Genomic DNA, 15,653 nt, shown 5'->3' on the forward strand with positions numbered 1-15,653 from the left:
AACATGTGCGCTCCCCGTCTGCGGGTTCTCGTTGTCGTGATGCCGAGTCCGTGCCGGTTCCTCTATGGATATGACTGTCCCGGACGGTGCCGGGTTGCCCTCTGTACGGGTGTCCGTACCGATTTCACCCCTGCGGGGGACGCCGGTACCCGCCCACGGCCGCACCGGGCGGCCGGGGGCGGCGGACGGCCCGGGTCAGTGCTCGTAGAAGCCGCGGCCGCTCTTGCGGCCGATGTCGCCGGCGTCGACCATGCGGCGCATCAGCTCCGGCGGCGCGAACTTCTCGTCCTGGGTCTCGGTGTAGATGTTCTCGGCGGCGTGCAGCAGGATGTCGACGCCGGTCAGGTCGGCGGTGGCGAGCGGCCCCATGGCGTGGCCGAAGCCGAGCCGGCAGGCGACGTCGATGTCCTCCGCGGTGGCGACACCCGACTCGTAGAGCTTGACGGCCTCGACGACGAGCGCGGTGATCAGCCGCGTGGTCACGAAGCCGGCCACGTCGCGGTTGGCGACGATGCAGGTCTTGCCGGTGGATTCGGCGAAGGCCCGGGCGCGGGCGAGGGTGTCGTCGCTGGTCTTCAGGCCCCGTACCAGCTCGCAGAGCCCCATCATGGGGACCGGCGAGAAGAAGTGCGTGCCGACGACGCGTTCGGGGCGGGCGGTCACCGCCGCGATCTTGGTGAGGGGGATCGCGGAGGTGTTGGAGGCGAGCACCGCGTCGTCGCGTACCAGACCGTCGAGCGTGCGGAAGATGTCCTGCTTGACGTCGAGCCGTTCGAAGACCGCCTCGACCACGATGTCCGCGTCGGCGGCGGCGTCGAGGTCGGTGGTCGTGGTGATCCGGGCGAGCGCCTGCTCGGCGGTGGCCGCGTCCAGCTTGCCCTTCGCGACGAACTTCTCGTACGAGCCCTTGATGCCGTCGGTGCCGCGCGCCAGCGCCTCGTCGGTGAGGTCGCGCAGCACGACGTGCCAGCCGGCCTGGGCGGCGACCTGGGCGATACCGGACCCCATGAGTCCGGCTCCGACGACGGCGAGCTTTCCGGCGGATTCCACGGTGGTTCCCTCGCTATACGGCTCGTTCACGTGCTCTGAAGCGGACACTAGCGCTCCTGGCCCGTTCGCGGAGCGCTTAGAGATGCGCGTCACGTCTCAGATGACGGACATCACACGTGCGGGGCTCAGTCTCCGGTCCTGCGTGCGTAGTTGAGCACCTTTTCGCCCAACAGCTCCTCCATCTCGTCCAGCAGGCCGAGCGCGTCGCGGGAGACGGCCGCCGGGTCGCGGCCGGCGGTCATCTCGCGGCGGATGAGGGCGTAGAGCGTGTTGTTCACCCAGGAGAGCTGACCGGCGATCAGATCCGGGAGCGGGTCGTCGGCGGATGCGCCGGTCTCCTCGCGGAGGGTGGCGGCGAGGTGCAGCAGGGCCTCCTGCTGCATGAGCCAGAGCCGGGCCTTGAGCCCGTCGGCGCCCTGGACGACGACCATGAACTTGCCGATGCCCGGGTTGAGCCCGACCCGGGCGGACACCGCCTCCACGTCCTCGCGCAGTCCGCGCAGTACGGCCTCGGCGGCGGACTCGCCGGCCGCCCGGCCGCGTACGTCGCGGGAGAGGCGCTCGGTGACGCCGCGGCTGCGGTCGAGGAAGAGGTCCTCCTTGGCCGGGAAGTAGTTGTACACGGTGTTGACCGAGACGTCGGCGGCCTCGGCGACCTCGGCGACCGTGACCGCGTCGAAGCCGCGCTCCAGGAACAGGCCGGTGGCCACGTCGGAGATGAGCTGTCTGGTCTGCCGCTTCTTGCGCTCCCTGAGTCCCTCGGCCATGCCCTCATGGTACCCATGCTGGTGTGAGTGAAAAATTAGAGACATTGCAAAAATTAAGTGACTCTGTTTTTCTGAGGTCATGCCCATCCTCAGCGCGTCCGGCCTCGCCCGGACCTTCACGACCAAGCAGGGGCCCGTCGAAGCCGTCCGCGGCATCGACCTGCGCGTCCAGCCCGGCGAGATCGTCGGACTGCTCGGGCCCAACGGCGCCGGCAAGACCACCACCCTGCAGATGCTCACCACGCTGCTGCCGCCCACCGGCGGCGCCGCCACCGTCGCCGGCCGCGACCTGGCCGCCGACCCCGCCGGCGTACGCGAACGGATCGGGTACGTGGCCCAGAGCGGCGGCGTCGACCCGCAGGTCTCCGTACGGGAGGAACTGGTCACCCAGGGCCGCCTCTACCGGCTGGCGAAGGACGAGGCCGCCGCGCGGGCCGCCGGACTCGCCGCCGAACTGGGCCTCGAAGACCTGCTGGACCGGCCCTGCGCGTCGCTCTCCGGCGGCCAGCGGCGCCGGCTCGACCTCGCGCTCGGCCTCGTCCACCGGCCCGAACTCCTCTTCCTGGACGAGCCGACCACCGGACTCGACCCGGGCAGCCGCGCCGACCTGTGGGACCTGGTACGCCGGCTGCGCGACCGGCACGGCACCACCGTCGTGCTCACCACGCACTACCTCGACGAGGCCGACGCCCTCGCCGACCGGATCGTGGTCATCTACCAGGGCGTCGTCGTCGCCGACGGCGCGCCGCGGGAGCTGAAGGAGCGCCATGCCGGCTCGGCCGACGCCTCGCTGCAGGACGCCTTCCTCGCCCTCACCGGCCGCGGCCCCGCCGCCGGTGCGGACCCCGCCCCGCTCGCCGTCTGACGGCGGCAGCCGCCCGGCAGACCCAAGCGCGACAGACCGATGCCGACTGCCGGAGAGCCCGTCCGCCGGGCTCGCCACGCCCGTTCCGTACGCCCCCAAGCCCCGGGAGACCGCCGTGCACGCCCTCACCGCCGACACCGCCCTCGTCTTCGGCCGCTACGCCCGCCAGACCCTGCGCTCGCGCTTCCAGATGCTCTTCGGCATCCTCACGCCCCTGCTCTACCTCGTCTTCTTCGGCCCGCTCCTGCGCGACCTGCCGCTTGCCGCCGAGGGCAGCTCGTGGCAAGTCCTCGTCCCCGGGCTGCTGATGATGCTCGGCCTCTTCAGCGCCTCCTTCGCCGGCTTCGGCATCATCGTGGAGAAGAACCTCGGCGTACTGGACCGCATGCGCGCCACCCCCGTCAGCCGGCTCGCGCTGCTGCTCGGCCGGGTGCTGCGCGACGTGCTGCTGCTGCTCTTCCAGGCCGTGCTGCTCGTCGTCGCCGCGGTGGCGATGGGGCTGCGCGCGCCGTTGGCCGGGGTGCTGATCGGGCTGGTGTTCGTCGCGCTGCTCTCGACGGCGATGGCCTCGCTGTCGTACGCGTTCGCCCTGCGGGTGCGTACGCCGCAGGAGTTCGGTCCCGTCGTCAACGCCGTCACCCTGCCGTCGATGCTGCTGTCCGGGCTGATGCTGCCGATGGCGCTGGCGCCCGGGTGGCTGGACGCGCTGTCGCGCGCGGTGCCGTACCGCTACGTCGTCGACGCCGTGCGCGCCGCCTTCACCGGCGAGTACGCGGGCGCCGAGATGCTGTGGGGCGCGCTCGTCGCCACCGCGTTCGCCGCCGGGGCGGTGACGCTGGGCACACGCGTGTTCCGCTCCGCCGGGGCGTAGCGTCGCGGGCATACGCTGGGCGCATGGTCAACCTCACGCGGATCTACACCCGTACCGGAGACAAGGGCACCACCGCCCTCGGCGACATGAGCCGGGTGCCCAAGACCGACCCGCGGATCTCCGCGTACGCCGACGCCAACGAGGCCAACGCCGTCATCGGCACCGCCCTCGCGCTCGGCGGGCTGTCCGAGGAGGTCGCCCGCGTCCTCACCCGGGTGCAGAACGACCTCTTCGACGTCGGCGCCGACCTCTCCACGCCCGTGCGGCCCGACCCGGAGTTCCCGCCGCTGCGCGTCGAGCAGGAGTACGTCGACCGGCTGGAGGCCGACTGCGACCGCTTCCTCGCCGGCCTGGAGAAGCTGCGCAGCTTCATCCTCCCCGGCGGCACCCCGGGCGCCGCGCTGCTGCACCAGGCGTGCACGGTGGTGCGCCGGGCCGAGCGGTCCACGTGGGCCGCCCTGGAGGTCCACGGCGAGACCATGAACCCGCTGACGGCCACGTACCTCAACCGGCTATCGGATCTGCTCTTCATCCTTGCGCGCACCGCCAACAAGGCGGTCGGGGACGTGCTGTGGGTGCCCGGCGGCGAACGCTGAGCCGTCCCGCCCGGCCTCCGGTTCCACCGCACCCGCGGGACGCTGCTTGGGGAAGACCGTGTAGCTCACGGCGATGACCAGGTTGATGCCGATGACGAAGAGCATCCGCATCTGCCACGCCCGCAGCGACTCGGTCCCGCCGTCGTCGCCCACGTACCAGACGGCGCCCTGCAGCAGCGCGATCGCGATGCCGCTCGCCAGGATCCAGCGGACGGCGACCGACCACTCGTGGCGCGCCCGCGCCATCCCGTACCTCGGCGGCTTCACCGGCGGCGGCCCGCCCGCGAAGCGGTGCGCGAAGCGGGCGTCGACCCAGCGGATCGTCGACGGGCCGAGCGCGACGGAGAAGCCGATGTACACCGCGGCGAGACCGTGCTTCCAGTCCGGCTCCGCGCCGTTCTTCAGGTCGATCGCCGTGACGACCAGCAGCACGACCTCCAGCAGCGGCTCGCACAGCAGCACGGCGGCGCCCAGCCGCGGCTTCCGCGCCAGGTAACGCAGGGCGAGCCCGGCCGCGAGCAGCACCCAGAAGGCGACCTCGCAGACGATGATGAGCGTGACGACCACGGTGTGCTCTCCCTTCCCCGTCCTCCCTTCCAGGCTCCCGCCCGCCGCGCGCGGGTACGTCGTCGTACGCGACGATCCCGGACTGCATCCTTCGATGTAGCCCCCGCCCGCCCGAAGCCGCCCGCGATACGGAGGCCGCCGGGGCACCGGCCGTGTTTGATGGGGGAGTGACCAGCGCACGCCCCTCGCTCCGGCCGCACCGCGACGACGTACTCATCGCGGTCGCCGGCCTGCTCGGCGGGGTGGCGCTGTGGGCGCTCGGGCTGCACACCCAGGGCGGGCGGCCGTTCCACGACTCGCGGCTCACGCTGATCCCGCTCGCCGTCATGTGCGGCGCGGAACTGCTGCGCCGGAGCCGGCCGGTGACCGCGCTGGGCATCGCACTCGTCGCCGTCGTCGCCGACCAGTTCACGTGGGGCACGCTGGCCACCATCCTGATGTTCACGGACCTGATGTACGCGGCCGTGCTCTACGGCACCGCGACCGCGGCCCGCTGGATCCCGCGGGCCTCCGCCGGGCTCACCGTGGCCTCGACCATCGTCGTGCTCGCCGTCTTCCAGGACCGGGCCGCGATCCTCATCGGCGTCGCCGTCGGCCTCATCACGCTCGCCCCCGCCACCACCGGCGTCGCCGTACGCTCGCACCGCCAGGCCGCCGACGCCGCCCGGCTGCGGGCGCAGCAGACCGCGCTGCTCGCGGAGCTCGACCGGCGCGAGGCCGTCGGCGCCGAGCGCGCCCGGATGGCCCGCGAGCTGCACGACATGGTGGCCAACCACCTCTCCGCCATCGCCATCCACGCCACCGCCGCCCAGTCCATCGACGACCGGACGGCGTCCCGGGAGGCGCTGTCCGTCATCCGCGAGAACAGCGTGCAGGGGCTGGCGGAGATGCGCCGCCTCATCGGCCTGCTGCGCGCCGCCTCCGACGCCGGCGGCGCGGACGCCGCGCCGGCGGCGGCCCCGACGCTGGCCGGGCTGGCCGCGCTGGTGGAGCAGGCCCGCGTCAACGGCGCCGCCAGCGGCCTCGACTTCGCCCTCGACGACGCCCGTGAGCCGGGCGCGCCGCTGCCCGCGCCGGTGGAGCTGGCCGCGTACCGCATCGTGCAGGAGTCGCTGACGAACGCGCTCAAGCACGCCGCCCCCGGTGAGGTACGGGTCGCGCTCGCCGGGCCCGAGCCGCTGACGGTGGCGGTGACCAGCCCGCTGGGCGAGGGGCGGCAGCAGGACGGCCGGCCGGGCGCCGGGCCCGTGCCGCGGGCGCCCGGCTCGGGTGCCGGGCTGATCGGCATGGAGGAGCGCGTGGCCCTGCTGGGCGGCTCGTTCACCGCCGGACCCGAGGACGGCGGCGCCGGACCAGGCGCCGGCAAGCAGTGGGCCGTCCGGGCCGGGCTGCCCACCGGCGAGGACACCACCGCACCGCAACGGAGGACCCATGGCTGAGAAGGCCCCGCCCGTCCGGATCCTCGTCGCCGAGGACCAGCAGGCCGTACGCGCCGGGCTCGTGCTCATCCTGCGCTCCGCCGCCGGCCTCACCGTCGTCGGCGAGGCCGCCGACGGCGAGGAGGCCGTGGCGCTGGCCCGCGAACTGCGGCCGGACGTCGTGCTGATGGACATCCAGATGCCCAAGCTCGACGGGGTGGCCGCGACCCGGCGGATCAGCGCCGAGGGGCTGGCGGACGTGCTGGTGCTGACGACGTTCGACCTCGACGAGTACGTCTTCGGCGCGCTGCGCGCCGGCGCCGCCGGCTTCCTGCTGAAGAACACCGAGGCGGACGCCCTGGTGGAGGCGGTACGCACCGTCGCCCGCGGCGAGGGCCTGATCGCCCCGGCCGTGACGCGGCGGCTGATCGCCGAGTTCGCGGGCGGCCGGCGGGCCCCGTCGCCGGACGGCCCCGACCCGGCGGTCCTCGACGCCCTCACGCGGCGCGAGCGGGAGGTGCTGGCCTGCCTGGGGCAGGGCATGTCCAACGCGGACGTCGCGGCCCGGCTCGACATGGCGGAGGCCACGGTGAAGACGCACGTCAGCCGGCTGCTGGCGAAGCTGGGGCTGCGCAGCCGGGTACAGGCGGCGGTGCTGGCGCAGGAACTGGGCGTCTGAGCGGCCGGGGGCGGATCCCGTACGGCCGTTCCCGTACGGTCTCCGCCCCCGGCCGTCCGCGTGCGGTCAGACGTCGCGCTTCGACAGCAGTGCGAACGCCAGGAGGAGCATCCCGCCGGTGACGGCGGCCAGCAGGCCGAGGAGTCCCCAGCCGCCGATGTCCCCGTCGTCGAAGAACGGGATGCCGTAGAGCGAGGCGAGACCGCTGAGCGGGGAGTACTCGATCAGCTTGCGCTGGACGTCCCGCAGACTCTCGGCCTGCATGAAGAGCGCGATGATCAGCGGCAGCAGGATGAAGCCGACCATGGTGGTGATGGCGCCCGCGGAGTGCCGCAGGATCGCGCCCACGGCCAGCGCGAGCAGGCCCAGCAGCGACACGTACAGGGCCGCGCCCACGGTGGCGTCGAACCACTGGCTGCTCGTGGCGATCAGCTCGCCGCTGTCGGAGACCGAGTCCTTGAACATCGGCTCGTTCATCTCGTACTCCGGCACGGTCTGGCCGCCGAGGACCGCCGAGTGGACCAGCGCGGTGATCGCGCACGCCGCGGTGGTCAGCACGAAGGCCAGCACGAAGAAGACCACGGCCTTCGCCGCCAGCACCCGCCAGCGCTGGGGCGAGGCGGTGAGCGTGGTACGGATCATGCCCGTGCCGTACTCGGAGGTGATCACCAGCACGCCGAGGGTGACGATGCAGATCTGGCCGAGCATCAGACCGAAGAGGCCGCCGGAGAGCAGCGGTGCGCCCACCCAGTCGTCGCTGCTCATCGCCAGCGCGATGAGGAAGCCGACGCCGACGACGAGCAGGAGCATGACGCCCAGCGTCCACATGGTGGAGCGCACCGAGCGGATCTTGGTCCACTCGGAGGCGAAGGCGTGGCCCAGGTGCGTCCTGACGATCGGGATGGGCGAGGAGTAGCCGCCGCCCGGGGGCGGGCCGGCCGGCGGCGCGGCGCCGGGGACGGGACCGGGAGGGGCGCCGGGCACCGGGGGCGCGCCGGGGGCGGGGGCGGAGGGCTGCGGCGGGTAGCTCATCGGGGGGTCTCACCTTCGCGCGGGGCGGGAGCGGCGGCGCCGGCCGGGCCCTGCGGCGCGGCCGGGGGTGGCGGCGGGGCGTACCCCTGCGGCGGGGGCGGGGCGTAGCCGGGCTGCACGCCGGGCGGCGGCATGCCGGGGCCGCCCTGCGGCATCCCGGGGGCGCCCATGGGCGGCGCGTAGCCGGGGCCGGTGGGCGCGTAGCCCTGTGCGGGCACCGGGCCCGCCGGCTGCTGCAGACCGGCGCGGTGGTCGACGGTGGAGCGGAAGTCCACCGCGCCCTGCGTCATCCGCATGTACGCCTCCTCCAGCGACGCCTCGTGCGGCGACAGCTCCCACAACTGGATCCGCGCGTCGTGCGCCAGGTCGCTGATCCGCGGCAGCGGCATCCCGCCCACGCGCAGCGCCCCGTCCTGCTCCTGCTGCACCTGCGCGCCCTCCTCGGTGAGCAGGGCGGTCAGCTTCTCCCGCAGGCCCTGCTCCCGGTCGGGGACGCGGACCCGGGCGAAGCTCGCCGAGTGCGTGTTGATGAAGTCCCGCACGCTCATGTCGGCCATGAGCTGGCCGCGGCCGATGACGATGAGGTGGTCGGCGGTGAGCGCCATCTCGCTCATCAGGTGGCTGGAGACGAAGATGGTGCGGCCCTCGCTCGCCAGCCGCTTCATCAGGTTGCGGATCCACAGGATGCCCTCGGGGTCGAGGCCGTTGACCGGCTCGTCGAAGAGGAGGATCTGCGGGTCGCCGAGGAGCGCGCCGGCGATGCCGAGGCGCTGGCCCATGCCGAGCGAGAAGCCCTTGGAGCGGCGCCCCGCGACCTCGCGCAGCCCGACCACGTCGAGCACCTCGTCGACGCGGCGCTGCGGGATGCCGGAGAGCTGGGCGACGCAGCGCAGGTGGTTGCGGGCGCTGCGGCCGCCGTGCACCGCCTTGGCGTCGAGCAGGGCGCCGACCTGGCGGGGGGCGTTGGGCAGCTTGCGGTACGGGTAGCCGCCCACGGTGACGCTGCCGCTGCTCGGCTCGTCGAGTCCGAGGATCATGCGCATCGTCGTCGACTTGCCCGCCCCGTTGGGACCCACGAAGCCGGTGATGACGCCCGGTTTGACGGTGAAGGAAAGGTTGTAGACGGCGGTCTTCCCGCCGTAGGTCTTCGTCAGACCCTGTGCTTCGATCATGTGGCCCCCTGCGTCGGACACGGGGGCGCAGCGACTTCCCGTCCCCCTTCAGGCTAAGAGGCTATCGGGAAGCCTCCGGTTCCCGGCGGGCAGGCCGCCGGGCTGCCGGAAGAGGCACCGGGGGACGGCGAGGGGGGCAGGGGGGCGACGGCCGGGGGTCAGGCGTCGCGCTTCTTCAGCACGAGGTACCCGCCGATGAGCGCCGCCGCCGTCCACGCGCACATGATGCCGAAGCCGCCCCACGGCCCGTACGGCGTCTCGTCGCTGTTCAGCGCGCCGGGCACCACCTGCATGACCCGCGATCCCGCCTGGTCCGGCAGGTACCGCGCGACGTCCCTGGTGGCCGGGACGCCCGCCAGGATCGAGGAGATCAGGAAGAAGAAGGCCATCAGCAGGCCGAGCGAGAGCACCGTGCTGCGCAGCATCGCGGCGACGCCCATGGAGAACATCGCGATCACGCCCATGTACAGGCCGGCGCCGATGACGGCCCGCAGCACGTGCTCGTCGCCGATCGACGCCGCGTGGTCGCCGAGCAGGGACTGGCCGAGGAAGAACGTGAGGAAGCTGGTGAGCAGCCCGACGATGAGGGCGAGCAGGGTGGCGACGGCGATCTTCGAGACGTAGAACGTGGCGCGCTGCGGTACCGCGGCCAGCGAGGTCTTGATCATGCCGGAGCTGTACTCGGTGCTGATCACGAGCACGCCGAAGACGACCATCGCGAGCTGGCCGAGCATCATGCCGAAGAAGCTCACCAGGGTCGGGTCGAAGGTGAGCCGCTCGGCCTCCGAGAGGTCGTCGAAGGTGGCGTTCATGACGCCGGAGAGGAGCGCGCCCACCGCGGCGGTGAGGACCAGCGCGGCGGCCAGCGTCCACATCGTGGAGCTGACCGTGCGGATCTTGGTCCACTCCGACTTGAGCACTGCCGAGGGTGCTGCCATGGCCGTCAGTCTCCCTTGCCCCACTGCGGACCCGGTGCGGGCGGCGCGTTCGGCGCGGGCGGCCCCGGGGGCGCGGCCCCGGCCGCCGCGGCGGCGTTCGGGTCGCTCAGATCGTGCGCGTGGTACTCGACCGCCTGGGCGGTCATCTGCATGAACGCCTCCTCCAGGGAGGCCTGTTGCGGGCTGAGCTCGTGCAGCGTCACCCGGTGCTGCGCGGCCAGCTCGCCGACCGGCTCGGCCATGTCGGCGCCCTCGACCTCGAAGGCGCCGTCCTCGCGGAGGCTCACGGTCATCCCCGCCGCGCTCGCGGCGTCCTTGAACTGCTCGGGCTGCGGGGTGCGCACGCGCACGTACGACCGCGAGTTCTCCCGGATGAAGCCGGCCATCGAGGTGTCGGCGAGCAGCTTGCCCTGGCCGATGACGATGAGGTGGTCGGCGGTGAGCGCCATCTCGCTCATCAGGTGGCTGGAGACGAAGACCGTGCGGCCCTGGGCGGCCAGGCTCTTCATCAGGTTGCGGATCCAGTGGATGCCCTCGGGGTCGAGCCCGTTGACCGGCTCGTCGAACATCAGGATCTCGGGGTCGCCCAGCAGCGCGTACGCGATGCCGAGGCGCTGGCCCATGCCGAGCGAGAAGCCCTTGGACTTCTTCTTCGCCACCGCCGTGAGGCCGACGGTCTCCAGCACCTCGCTCACCCGGGAGGCCGGGATGCGGTTGCTCTGGGCCAGGCAGAGCAGGTTGTTGTACGCGCTGCGGCCGCCGTGCATGTTCTTCGCGTCCAGCAGGGCGCCGATGTACTTCAGCGGCTCCTGGAGCTCGCGGTAGTGCTTGCCGTCGATGCGCACGGAACCGGACGTGGGGTTGTCGAGGTCGAGCATCATGCGCATCGTCGTCGACTTGCCGGCGCCGTTCGGGCCGAGGAATCCGGTGATCATGCCCGGCCGCACCTGGAAGGTCAGGTGGTCGACGGCGAGCTTGTCGCCGTACCGCTTGGTCAGCCCCTCCAGTTCGATCATGCGCTAACCCTAGGCGGCGAGGTCGTCGAATGCATCTCCTGGGAGCAATCGACACAACCGGATTGGCGCCCTCCGTCAGTGGGGCGGAGGGCGCCGGAGACGTGCCGTGCGGCCGGGCGGGGCGATCCGCCCGGCCGCACCGGACTCAGCGGGACTGCTGGGCGGGCACGCCCGGCTTGTCCTCCACGTCGTCCACCCCGGTCTGGGCGGCGACCTGGGCGCCGGTCAGCGTCGCCAGCATCTCGCGGACGTTGGTGAGCTGGGCGTTGATGCTGTCGCGGCGGTTGGTGAGCGCCGCCAGCTCGCGCTCCGACTCGCTGCGGATCCGCTCGGCCTTGGCGTTCGCGTCCGCCACGATGTCCTCGGACTGGCGCTGCGCGGTCTCGACCGTCTGCCGGGCACGGCGCTCGGCGTCGGTACGCAGCTTCTCGGCCTCCAGGCGGAGCTGCTCGGCGCGGTGCTCGATCTCCGCGAGCCGCTTCTCGGCCTTGGCCTGACGGGAGGCGAGGTCGCGCTCGGACTGCTCCCGGCGCTTGGCGAGGTTCGTCTCGAAGTCCGCGGCGGCCTGGGCGGCCTTGGCGCGGGTCTCCTCGAAGAGGGTGTCCGCCTCCTCGCGCTTCGACTGCGCGTCCTTCTGCGCCTCGGCACGCAGCCCGCTGGCCTCGCCCTTCGCCTTCTCGACGATCCGGGCGCCCTCTTCCTCGGCCTTCGCCTTGCGCTCGGCGGCGAACGCCTCGGCGTCGTTGCGCACCTGCTGCGCGGCCGACTCGGCGAGCTCGCGGTGCTGGTCGGCGGCGCGGCGGGCCTCCTCGCGCAGGTCCTTGGCCTCTTCCTCGGCGAGCCGCAGGATCTTCTCCACCCGGGCACCGAGGCCGGCGTACGACGGCTCGGAGTCGGCGATCTGCGCCTGTGCGTTCTGCGTCTCGAGGTGAAGCTCCTCGATCCGCTTCTCAAGAGAGGTGATGCGCGAGAGGGCACTGTCGCGGTCGGCTACGAGCTTGGTGATCCGTTCGTCCACCTGCTCGCGGTCGTATCCGCGCCTTGCGAACTCGAAACCGAAGGGGTTGGCAGTGTCGCTCATGGGGTTCCTGTCGAAAGAGACCGAGTGAGGTGATAAGGGGAATCCTAGGGGTGCTGACGGCGTGTCACAGCGTCAATCCAGGTTTGATCTGGAGAATGTCCGCTCAATCGAGTGGTCTGCCACCGGACTGTTTGCCCCCCGACCGGGCCGCGGCGGCGGCGGGGGCCTTCCCGCCGCCGTCCTTCCCCTTGCTGACCTGGCTGTTCTTGCCCTCTCTGGCGTCCTTGCCGTTCGCCCCCGCGGTGCCGGGGCTCTCGAAGGACTCCAGGGCTTCGAGGACGTCCTGCACGCGGGAGATCTCCGCGTTGATGTCCTCGCGTCTGCGGGTGATCAACTCCAGCTCGCGGCGGCCCTCGTCGACCATCCGCTTGGCCTCGGCGCGCGCCTCGGCCTTCGTCCGCTCGGCCGCGTCGAACGCCTCCGCCTGCTTCTGCTCGGCCTCGTTGAGCAGTCCCTCCGCCTTCTTCACGGCGGCGATACGGACCTTGCCGGCCTCGCCCTTGGCGTCGGCGAGCATCTGCTGGGCGCGCGCCTCGGCCGCGTTGAGCTGCTCGTGAGCTGCGGCGACGAGCTTGTCGACGCGCTCGCCCGCGGCCTTGGTGGCCTCGGCGGCCTCGCGCCTGGCGCGGTCGTGCAGCGCGTCGGTCTCGGCCTCCGTGCGGGTACGCAACTCCTCGGCCCGCTCGCGGATCGCGTGGGAGTCCCGGCGGGCCTCCTCCAGCATCCGGTCGGCGTCGGCGCGGGCCTTCTCCACCAGACCGCTCGCCTCCGAGGTGGCGTCGCGCACCAGCCGGTCGGACTCCTTGCGGGCGGCGGCGACCATCACGTCGGCCTGCTCCTCGGCCGCCGCGGTGGCCCTGGTGGCCTCCTCGTGCGCCTTCTCGACCAGCTTGTCGGCCTGTTCCGCGGCCTCCGTACGGCGCTTCGCGGCGTCGCTGCGGGACTCGTCCCGGACCCTTTCCGCCTCGGTACGCAGGCGTTCGGCTTCTGCTAGCGCGTCGTTGACGGTCGATTCCGCCAACTCCTTGGCGGCGTCGGTCTCTTCCTTGGTCTCCCGGCGCAGCGTGGCAGCGGCGTGCTCCGCGGCCGACCGCAGGCCCGCGATCTCCTCGTCGGCCTGCGCCCGCAACTCGCTCACCGAGTCCCGCACCTGCTGGGCGGTCTGCTCGGCCGCGGTCACCAGCTCGCGCGCCCGGCGCTCCGACTCCTCGGTCACCCGGGCGGCTTCGGCCTGCGCCTCCTCGACCCGCTTGCGCGCCGAGGCCAGCAGCTCCTCGGCCTGCCGGGTCGCCTGCGTACGCTCGCGCTCCGCCTCGCCCCGGGCGGCGGTGAGCATCTCCTCCGCCTCGCGTCGCCGGCGCGCGGCCTCCTCCTGCGCCGCCGTCAGCGCCTCCTGCGCCTCCGCCGCCAGCCGCTCGGCGGCGGCGGACGCCTCCGAGCGGATCCGGTCCGCCGCCTCCTGGGCCTCGCGGCGCAGCCGCTCGGACTCGCCGGTGGCGTCCTCGTGCAGCCGCTGGGCGGCGGCCTCGGCCTCGGCGCGGGTCGCGGCCGTCTCCGCGGCGGCCTCCTCGCGCATCCGGGTCGCCTCGGCCTGCGCCTGCTGCTGGAGCGTACGGAGCCGCTCCGCGGCCTCCGCGCGCAGCCGCTCGGTCTCCTCCGCGGCCTCCCGGCGGATCCGCTCCGCCTCGCCGCGGGCCGCGGCCAGCGCCTCGTCGGCGGCCGTGACCCGGGCGGCAGCCTCCTGCTGGAGCCGGTCCAGCTCCGTCTGCACCTCGGCCCGGCGGGCGGCGACGGCCTCGTCGGCCTCGGTACGGGTCTTCCGTGCGGCCTCCGCGGCCGCCTCGGTGATCTTCGCGGCCTGCGCCTCGCCCTCGGCGCGCAGCTCGTCGGCCTCGGTACGGGCCTTGGCCAGCGCCTCCTCGGCCCGCTCGCGCAGCGTCGCGGCCCGCTCCGCGGCCTCGCCGCGTACCCGCTCGCCCTCGGCCGTGGCGGCCTCGCGCAGCTCCTCGGCGTCCGTGCCGGCCTTCGCCAGCAGCTCCTCGGCGGACTTCGCCGCCTCCTCGATCTGCGCGACCGCGTCCCTGCGGGCCTCGCCGCGGATCCGCTCGCCCTCGGCGGTGGCCTCCGCGCGCAACTGCTCGGCCTCGTCGCGCAGCCGCCGCGCCTCGCCCTGCAGCTCGACCGTCTTGGCCCGGAACTCCTCGGTGTCGTCCTTGGCCGCGCCCTTGAGCTGCTCGGCCGCCGCCGCGGCCTCGTCCCGCAGCCGCTCGGCCTCGGCCTCCGCCTCCCGGCGGATCCTGTCGGCCTCCTCGCCGGCGGCCGCGGTGGTGTCCTCGGCCTGCTTGGACGCCTTGTTGAGCACGTCCTCGGCGGTCTTGGCGGCCTTGGCGATGGCGTTCGCGCTGTCCTCCGCGGAGCGCGTACGGGCCGTCTCCTCGGCCTCCGCGATCAGGGCCTCGGCCTGGGTACGGGCATCGGCCCGCACCTGCTCGGCCTCCGCCTTGATCGCCTCGGCCTCCTTGGTGGCCTCGCCGACCAGCCGCGCGATCTCGTTGCGCGTGGTGCGCATCCGCTGGTCCGCGCCCGCCTCGGTCTCGGCGATTTTCTTGGTCGCCGCCTCCTGGGCCTGCGCCACCAGCCGGTCCGCCTCGGTGCGCGCGGCGCGCAGCGCGGTCTCGGCCTCCGCCAGCTTCTCCTCGGCCCGGCGCTGCGCCTCGGTCGCCTCCCGGCGGGCCTCCTCCGCCTCCCCGGCCGAGGAACTGCGCAACTGCTCGGCGTGGGTGGTGGCCTCCTGGGCCTGGGTGGACGCGGCGTTCAGCAGCCGCTCGGCGTCGGCGCGGGCGCGCCGCAGCAGGTCGTCGGCCTCCGCGCGGGCGGCCTCCGCCTCGCTGCCGACCCGCTGGCGGGTCTGCTCCGCCTGGCGCTGCGCCTCGGCCCGGGCGGCGGCGATGAGCCGGTCCGCCTCGGTCCTGGTCTCGTCCATGAGCCGGCGGGCCTGCGCCTCCGTACGGGAGCGCAACTGCTCGGCCCACGCCACGTTCTCGTTGACGTGGGTCTCGACGGTGGTGCGGCGCTCCGCCAGCTCCTCGTCCAGCCGCTGCCGCCGGGCGATCGCCTCGGCGTGCAGGTCCGCCTCCATCCGCGCCTGGCGCTCGGCGTGCTCCTGGAGCAGCCGCTGCGCCTGGGCGCGCGCCTCGCGCAGCTCGCGCTCGACGTCGGCGCGCAACTGGTCCGCCTGGGCCTGGGCGTTGCGCAGCAACTGCTCGGCCTGGTGCGAGGCGCTGTCGAAGGAGGTGCGGGCGCCGAGCCCGCGGCGCGCCTCGTGCAGCTTGGCGCGCAAGACCTCGACCTGGTAGCCGAGGTCCTCGGCGTGCTGGACGGCCTTCTCCCGCTCCTTCTTCAGCCGCTCGATCTCGGCCTCGAACTGCGAGAGCCCGTCCATGACGGCGTCAGGCTCGTAGCGGTCGTAGCCCCGCACTGCGCGGTCCCATCCGTCCCCGGGTCGTTTCTGCCTGCTGGCAATGGCGATGACGTGTGCTGCGTCGTGTGCTTTTCGTGTGCTGGTATCGATGGTGTCAGATGATCGGGCCGCCCAGGACGC

14 protein-coding genes are annotated in these 15,653 nt (G+C 73.2%); 5 read left to right on the forward strand and 9 right to left on the reverse strand.

The genetic code is table 11. The annotated features are described in order from the left end of the window. Positions 1-195 precede the first annotated feature (195 nt). The gene (locus DMB38_RS26355) at positions 196-1,050 is read right to left on the reverse strand and encodes a 3-hydroxyacyl-CoA dehydrogenase family protein (protein ID WP_125937236.1); all 855 of its coding nucleotides are present in this window, start codon (positions 1,048-1,050) and stop codon (positions 196-198) included. A gap of 125 nt (positions 1,051-1,175) precedes the next feature. Further along, positions 1,176-1,817, reverse strand: a complete 642-nt coding sequence (locus tag DMB38_RS26360; protein ID WP_125937237.1) for a TetR/AcrR family transcriptional regulator — start codon at positions 1,815-1,817, stop codon at positions 1,176-1,178. 79 nt (positions 1,818-1,896) lie between these two features. Here DMB38_RS26360 and DMB38_RS26365 point away from each other — a divergent pair, with 79 nt between their 5' ends. From DMB38_RS26365 to DMB38_RS26375, 3 genes are all read left to right on the forward strand, one after another. Continuing rightward, positions 1,897-2,682 carry an ATP-binding cassette domain-containing protein gene (locus DMB38_RS26365; RefSeq protein ID WP_125937238.1) on the forward strand — a complete coding sequence of 262 codons (786 nt, stop codon included), beginning with the start codon at positions 1,897-1,899 and terminating at the stop codon, positions 2,680-2,682. A gap of 115 nt (positions 2,683-2,797) precedes the next feature. Continuing rightward, entirely contained in the window at positions 2,798-3,553 is a 756-nt protein-coding gene (locus tag DMB38_RS26370; protein ID WP_125937239.1) for an ABC transporter permease, read from the forward strand. Between the two features lie 23 nt (positions 3,554-3,576). Next, positions 3,577-4,149, forward strand: coding sequence for a cob(I)yrinic acid a,c-diamide adenosyltransferase (locus tag DMB38_RS26375; protein ID WP_047018163.1), 573 nt, complete (start codon positions 3,577-3,579; stop codon positions 4,147-4,149). Here DMB38_RS26375 and DMB38_RS26380 read toward each other — a convergent pair. Next, complete coding sequence (locus tag DMB38_RS26380) at positions 4,066-4,716, reverse strand: hypothetical protein (RefSeq protein WP_125937240.1); 651 nt, start codon at positions 4,714-4,716, stop codon at positions 4,066-4,068. The genes DMB38_RS26375 and DMB38_RS26380 overlap by 84 nt on opposite strands. 167 nt (positions 4,717-4,883) lie before the next feature. Between DMB38_RS26380 and DMB38_RS26385 the strand changes: the two genes are divergently transcribed. Together DMB38_RS26385 and DMB38_RS26390 are read left to right on the forward strand one after the other, a co-directional pair. After that, positions 4,884-6,155, forward strand: coding sequence for a histidine kinase (locus DMB38_RS26385; protein ID WP_125937241.1), 1,272 nt, complete (start codon positions 4,884-4,886; stop codon positions 6,153-6,155). Beyond that, positions 6,148-6,813, forward strand: a complete 666-nt coding sequence (locus DMB38_RS26390) for a response regulator transcription factor (RefSeq protein ID WP_125937242.1) — start codon at positions 6,148-6,150, stop codon at positions 6,811-6,813. The genes DMB38_RS26385 and DMB38_RS26390 overlap by 8 nt, the downstream gene beginning before the upstream one ends. A gap of 66 nt (positions 6,814-6,879) precedes the next feature. On the opposite strand, the gene DMB38_RS26395 is transcribed toward DMB38_RS26390, so the two are convergent. The 6 genes from DMB38_RS26395 to scy all read right to left on the reverse strand — a co-directional run bounded on the left by DMB38_RS26395 (position 6,880) and on the right by scy (position 15,530). Continuing rightward, positions 6,880-7,845, reverse strand: coding sequence for an ABC transporter permease (locus DMB38_RS26395; RefSeq protein WP_125937243.1), 966 nt, complete (start codon positions 7,843-7,845; stop codon positions 6,880-6,882). Then, positions 7,842-9,017 carry an ABC transporter ATP-binding protein gene (locus tag DMB38_RS26400; RefSeq protein ID WP_125937244.1) on the reverse strand — a complete coding sequence of 392 codons (1,176 nt, stop codon included), beginning with the start codon at positions 9,015-9,017 and terminating at the stop codon, positions 7,842-7,844. Before DMB38_RS26400 ends, DMB38_RS26395 begins: the two co-directional genes overlap by 4 nt. Positions 9,018-9,175: 158 nt before the next feature. After that, complete coding sequence (locus DMB38_RS26405; RefSeq protein WP_125937245.1) at positions 9,176-9,955, reverse strand: ABC transporter permease subunit; 780 nt, start codon at positions 9,953-9,955, stop codon at positions 9,176-9,178. Between the two features lie 5 nt (positions 9,956-9,960). After that, positions 9,961-10,971, reverse strand: coding sequence for an ABC transporter ATP-binding protein (locus DMB38_RS26410; RefSeq protein ID WP_125937246.1), 1,011 nt, complete (start codon positions 10,969-10,971; stop codon positions 9,961-9,963). Between the two features lie 145 nt (positions 10,972-11,116). After that, on the reverse strand, positions 11,117-12,052 hold the full coding sequence (locus tag DMB38_RS26415) for a cellulose-binding protein (protein ID WP_125937247.1): 936 nt from the start codon (positions 12,050-12,052) through the stop codon (positions 11,117-11,119). Positions 12,053-12,155: 103 nt separating this feature from the next. After that, positions 12,156-15,530: a polarized growth protein Scy gene (gene scy, locus DMB38_RS26420; RefSeq protein WP_125937248.1), complete on the reverse strand. Its 3,375-nt coding sequence runs from the start codon at positions 15,528-15,530 to the stop codon at positions 12,156-12,158. Between the last annotated feature and the right edge of the window lie 123 nt (positions 15,531-15,653).

The organism is Streptomyces sp. WAC 06738, from assembly GCF_003945505.1.
GTDB lineage: Bacteria > Actinomycetota > Actinomycetes > Streptomycetales > Streptomycetaceae > Streptomyces.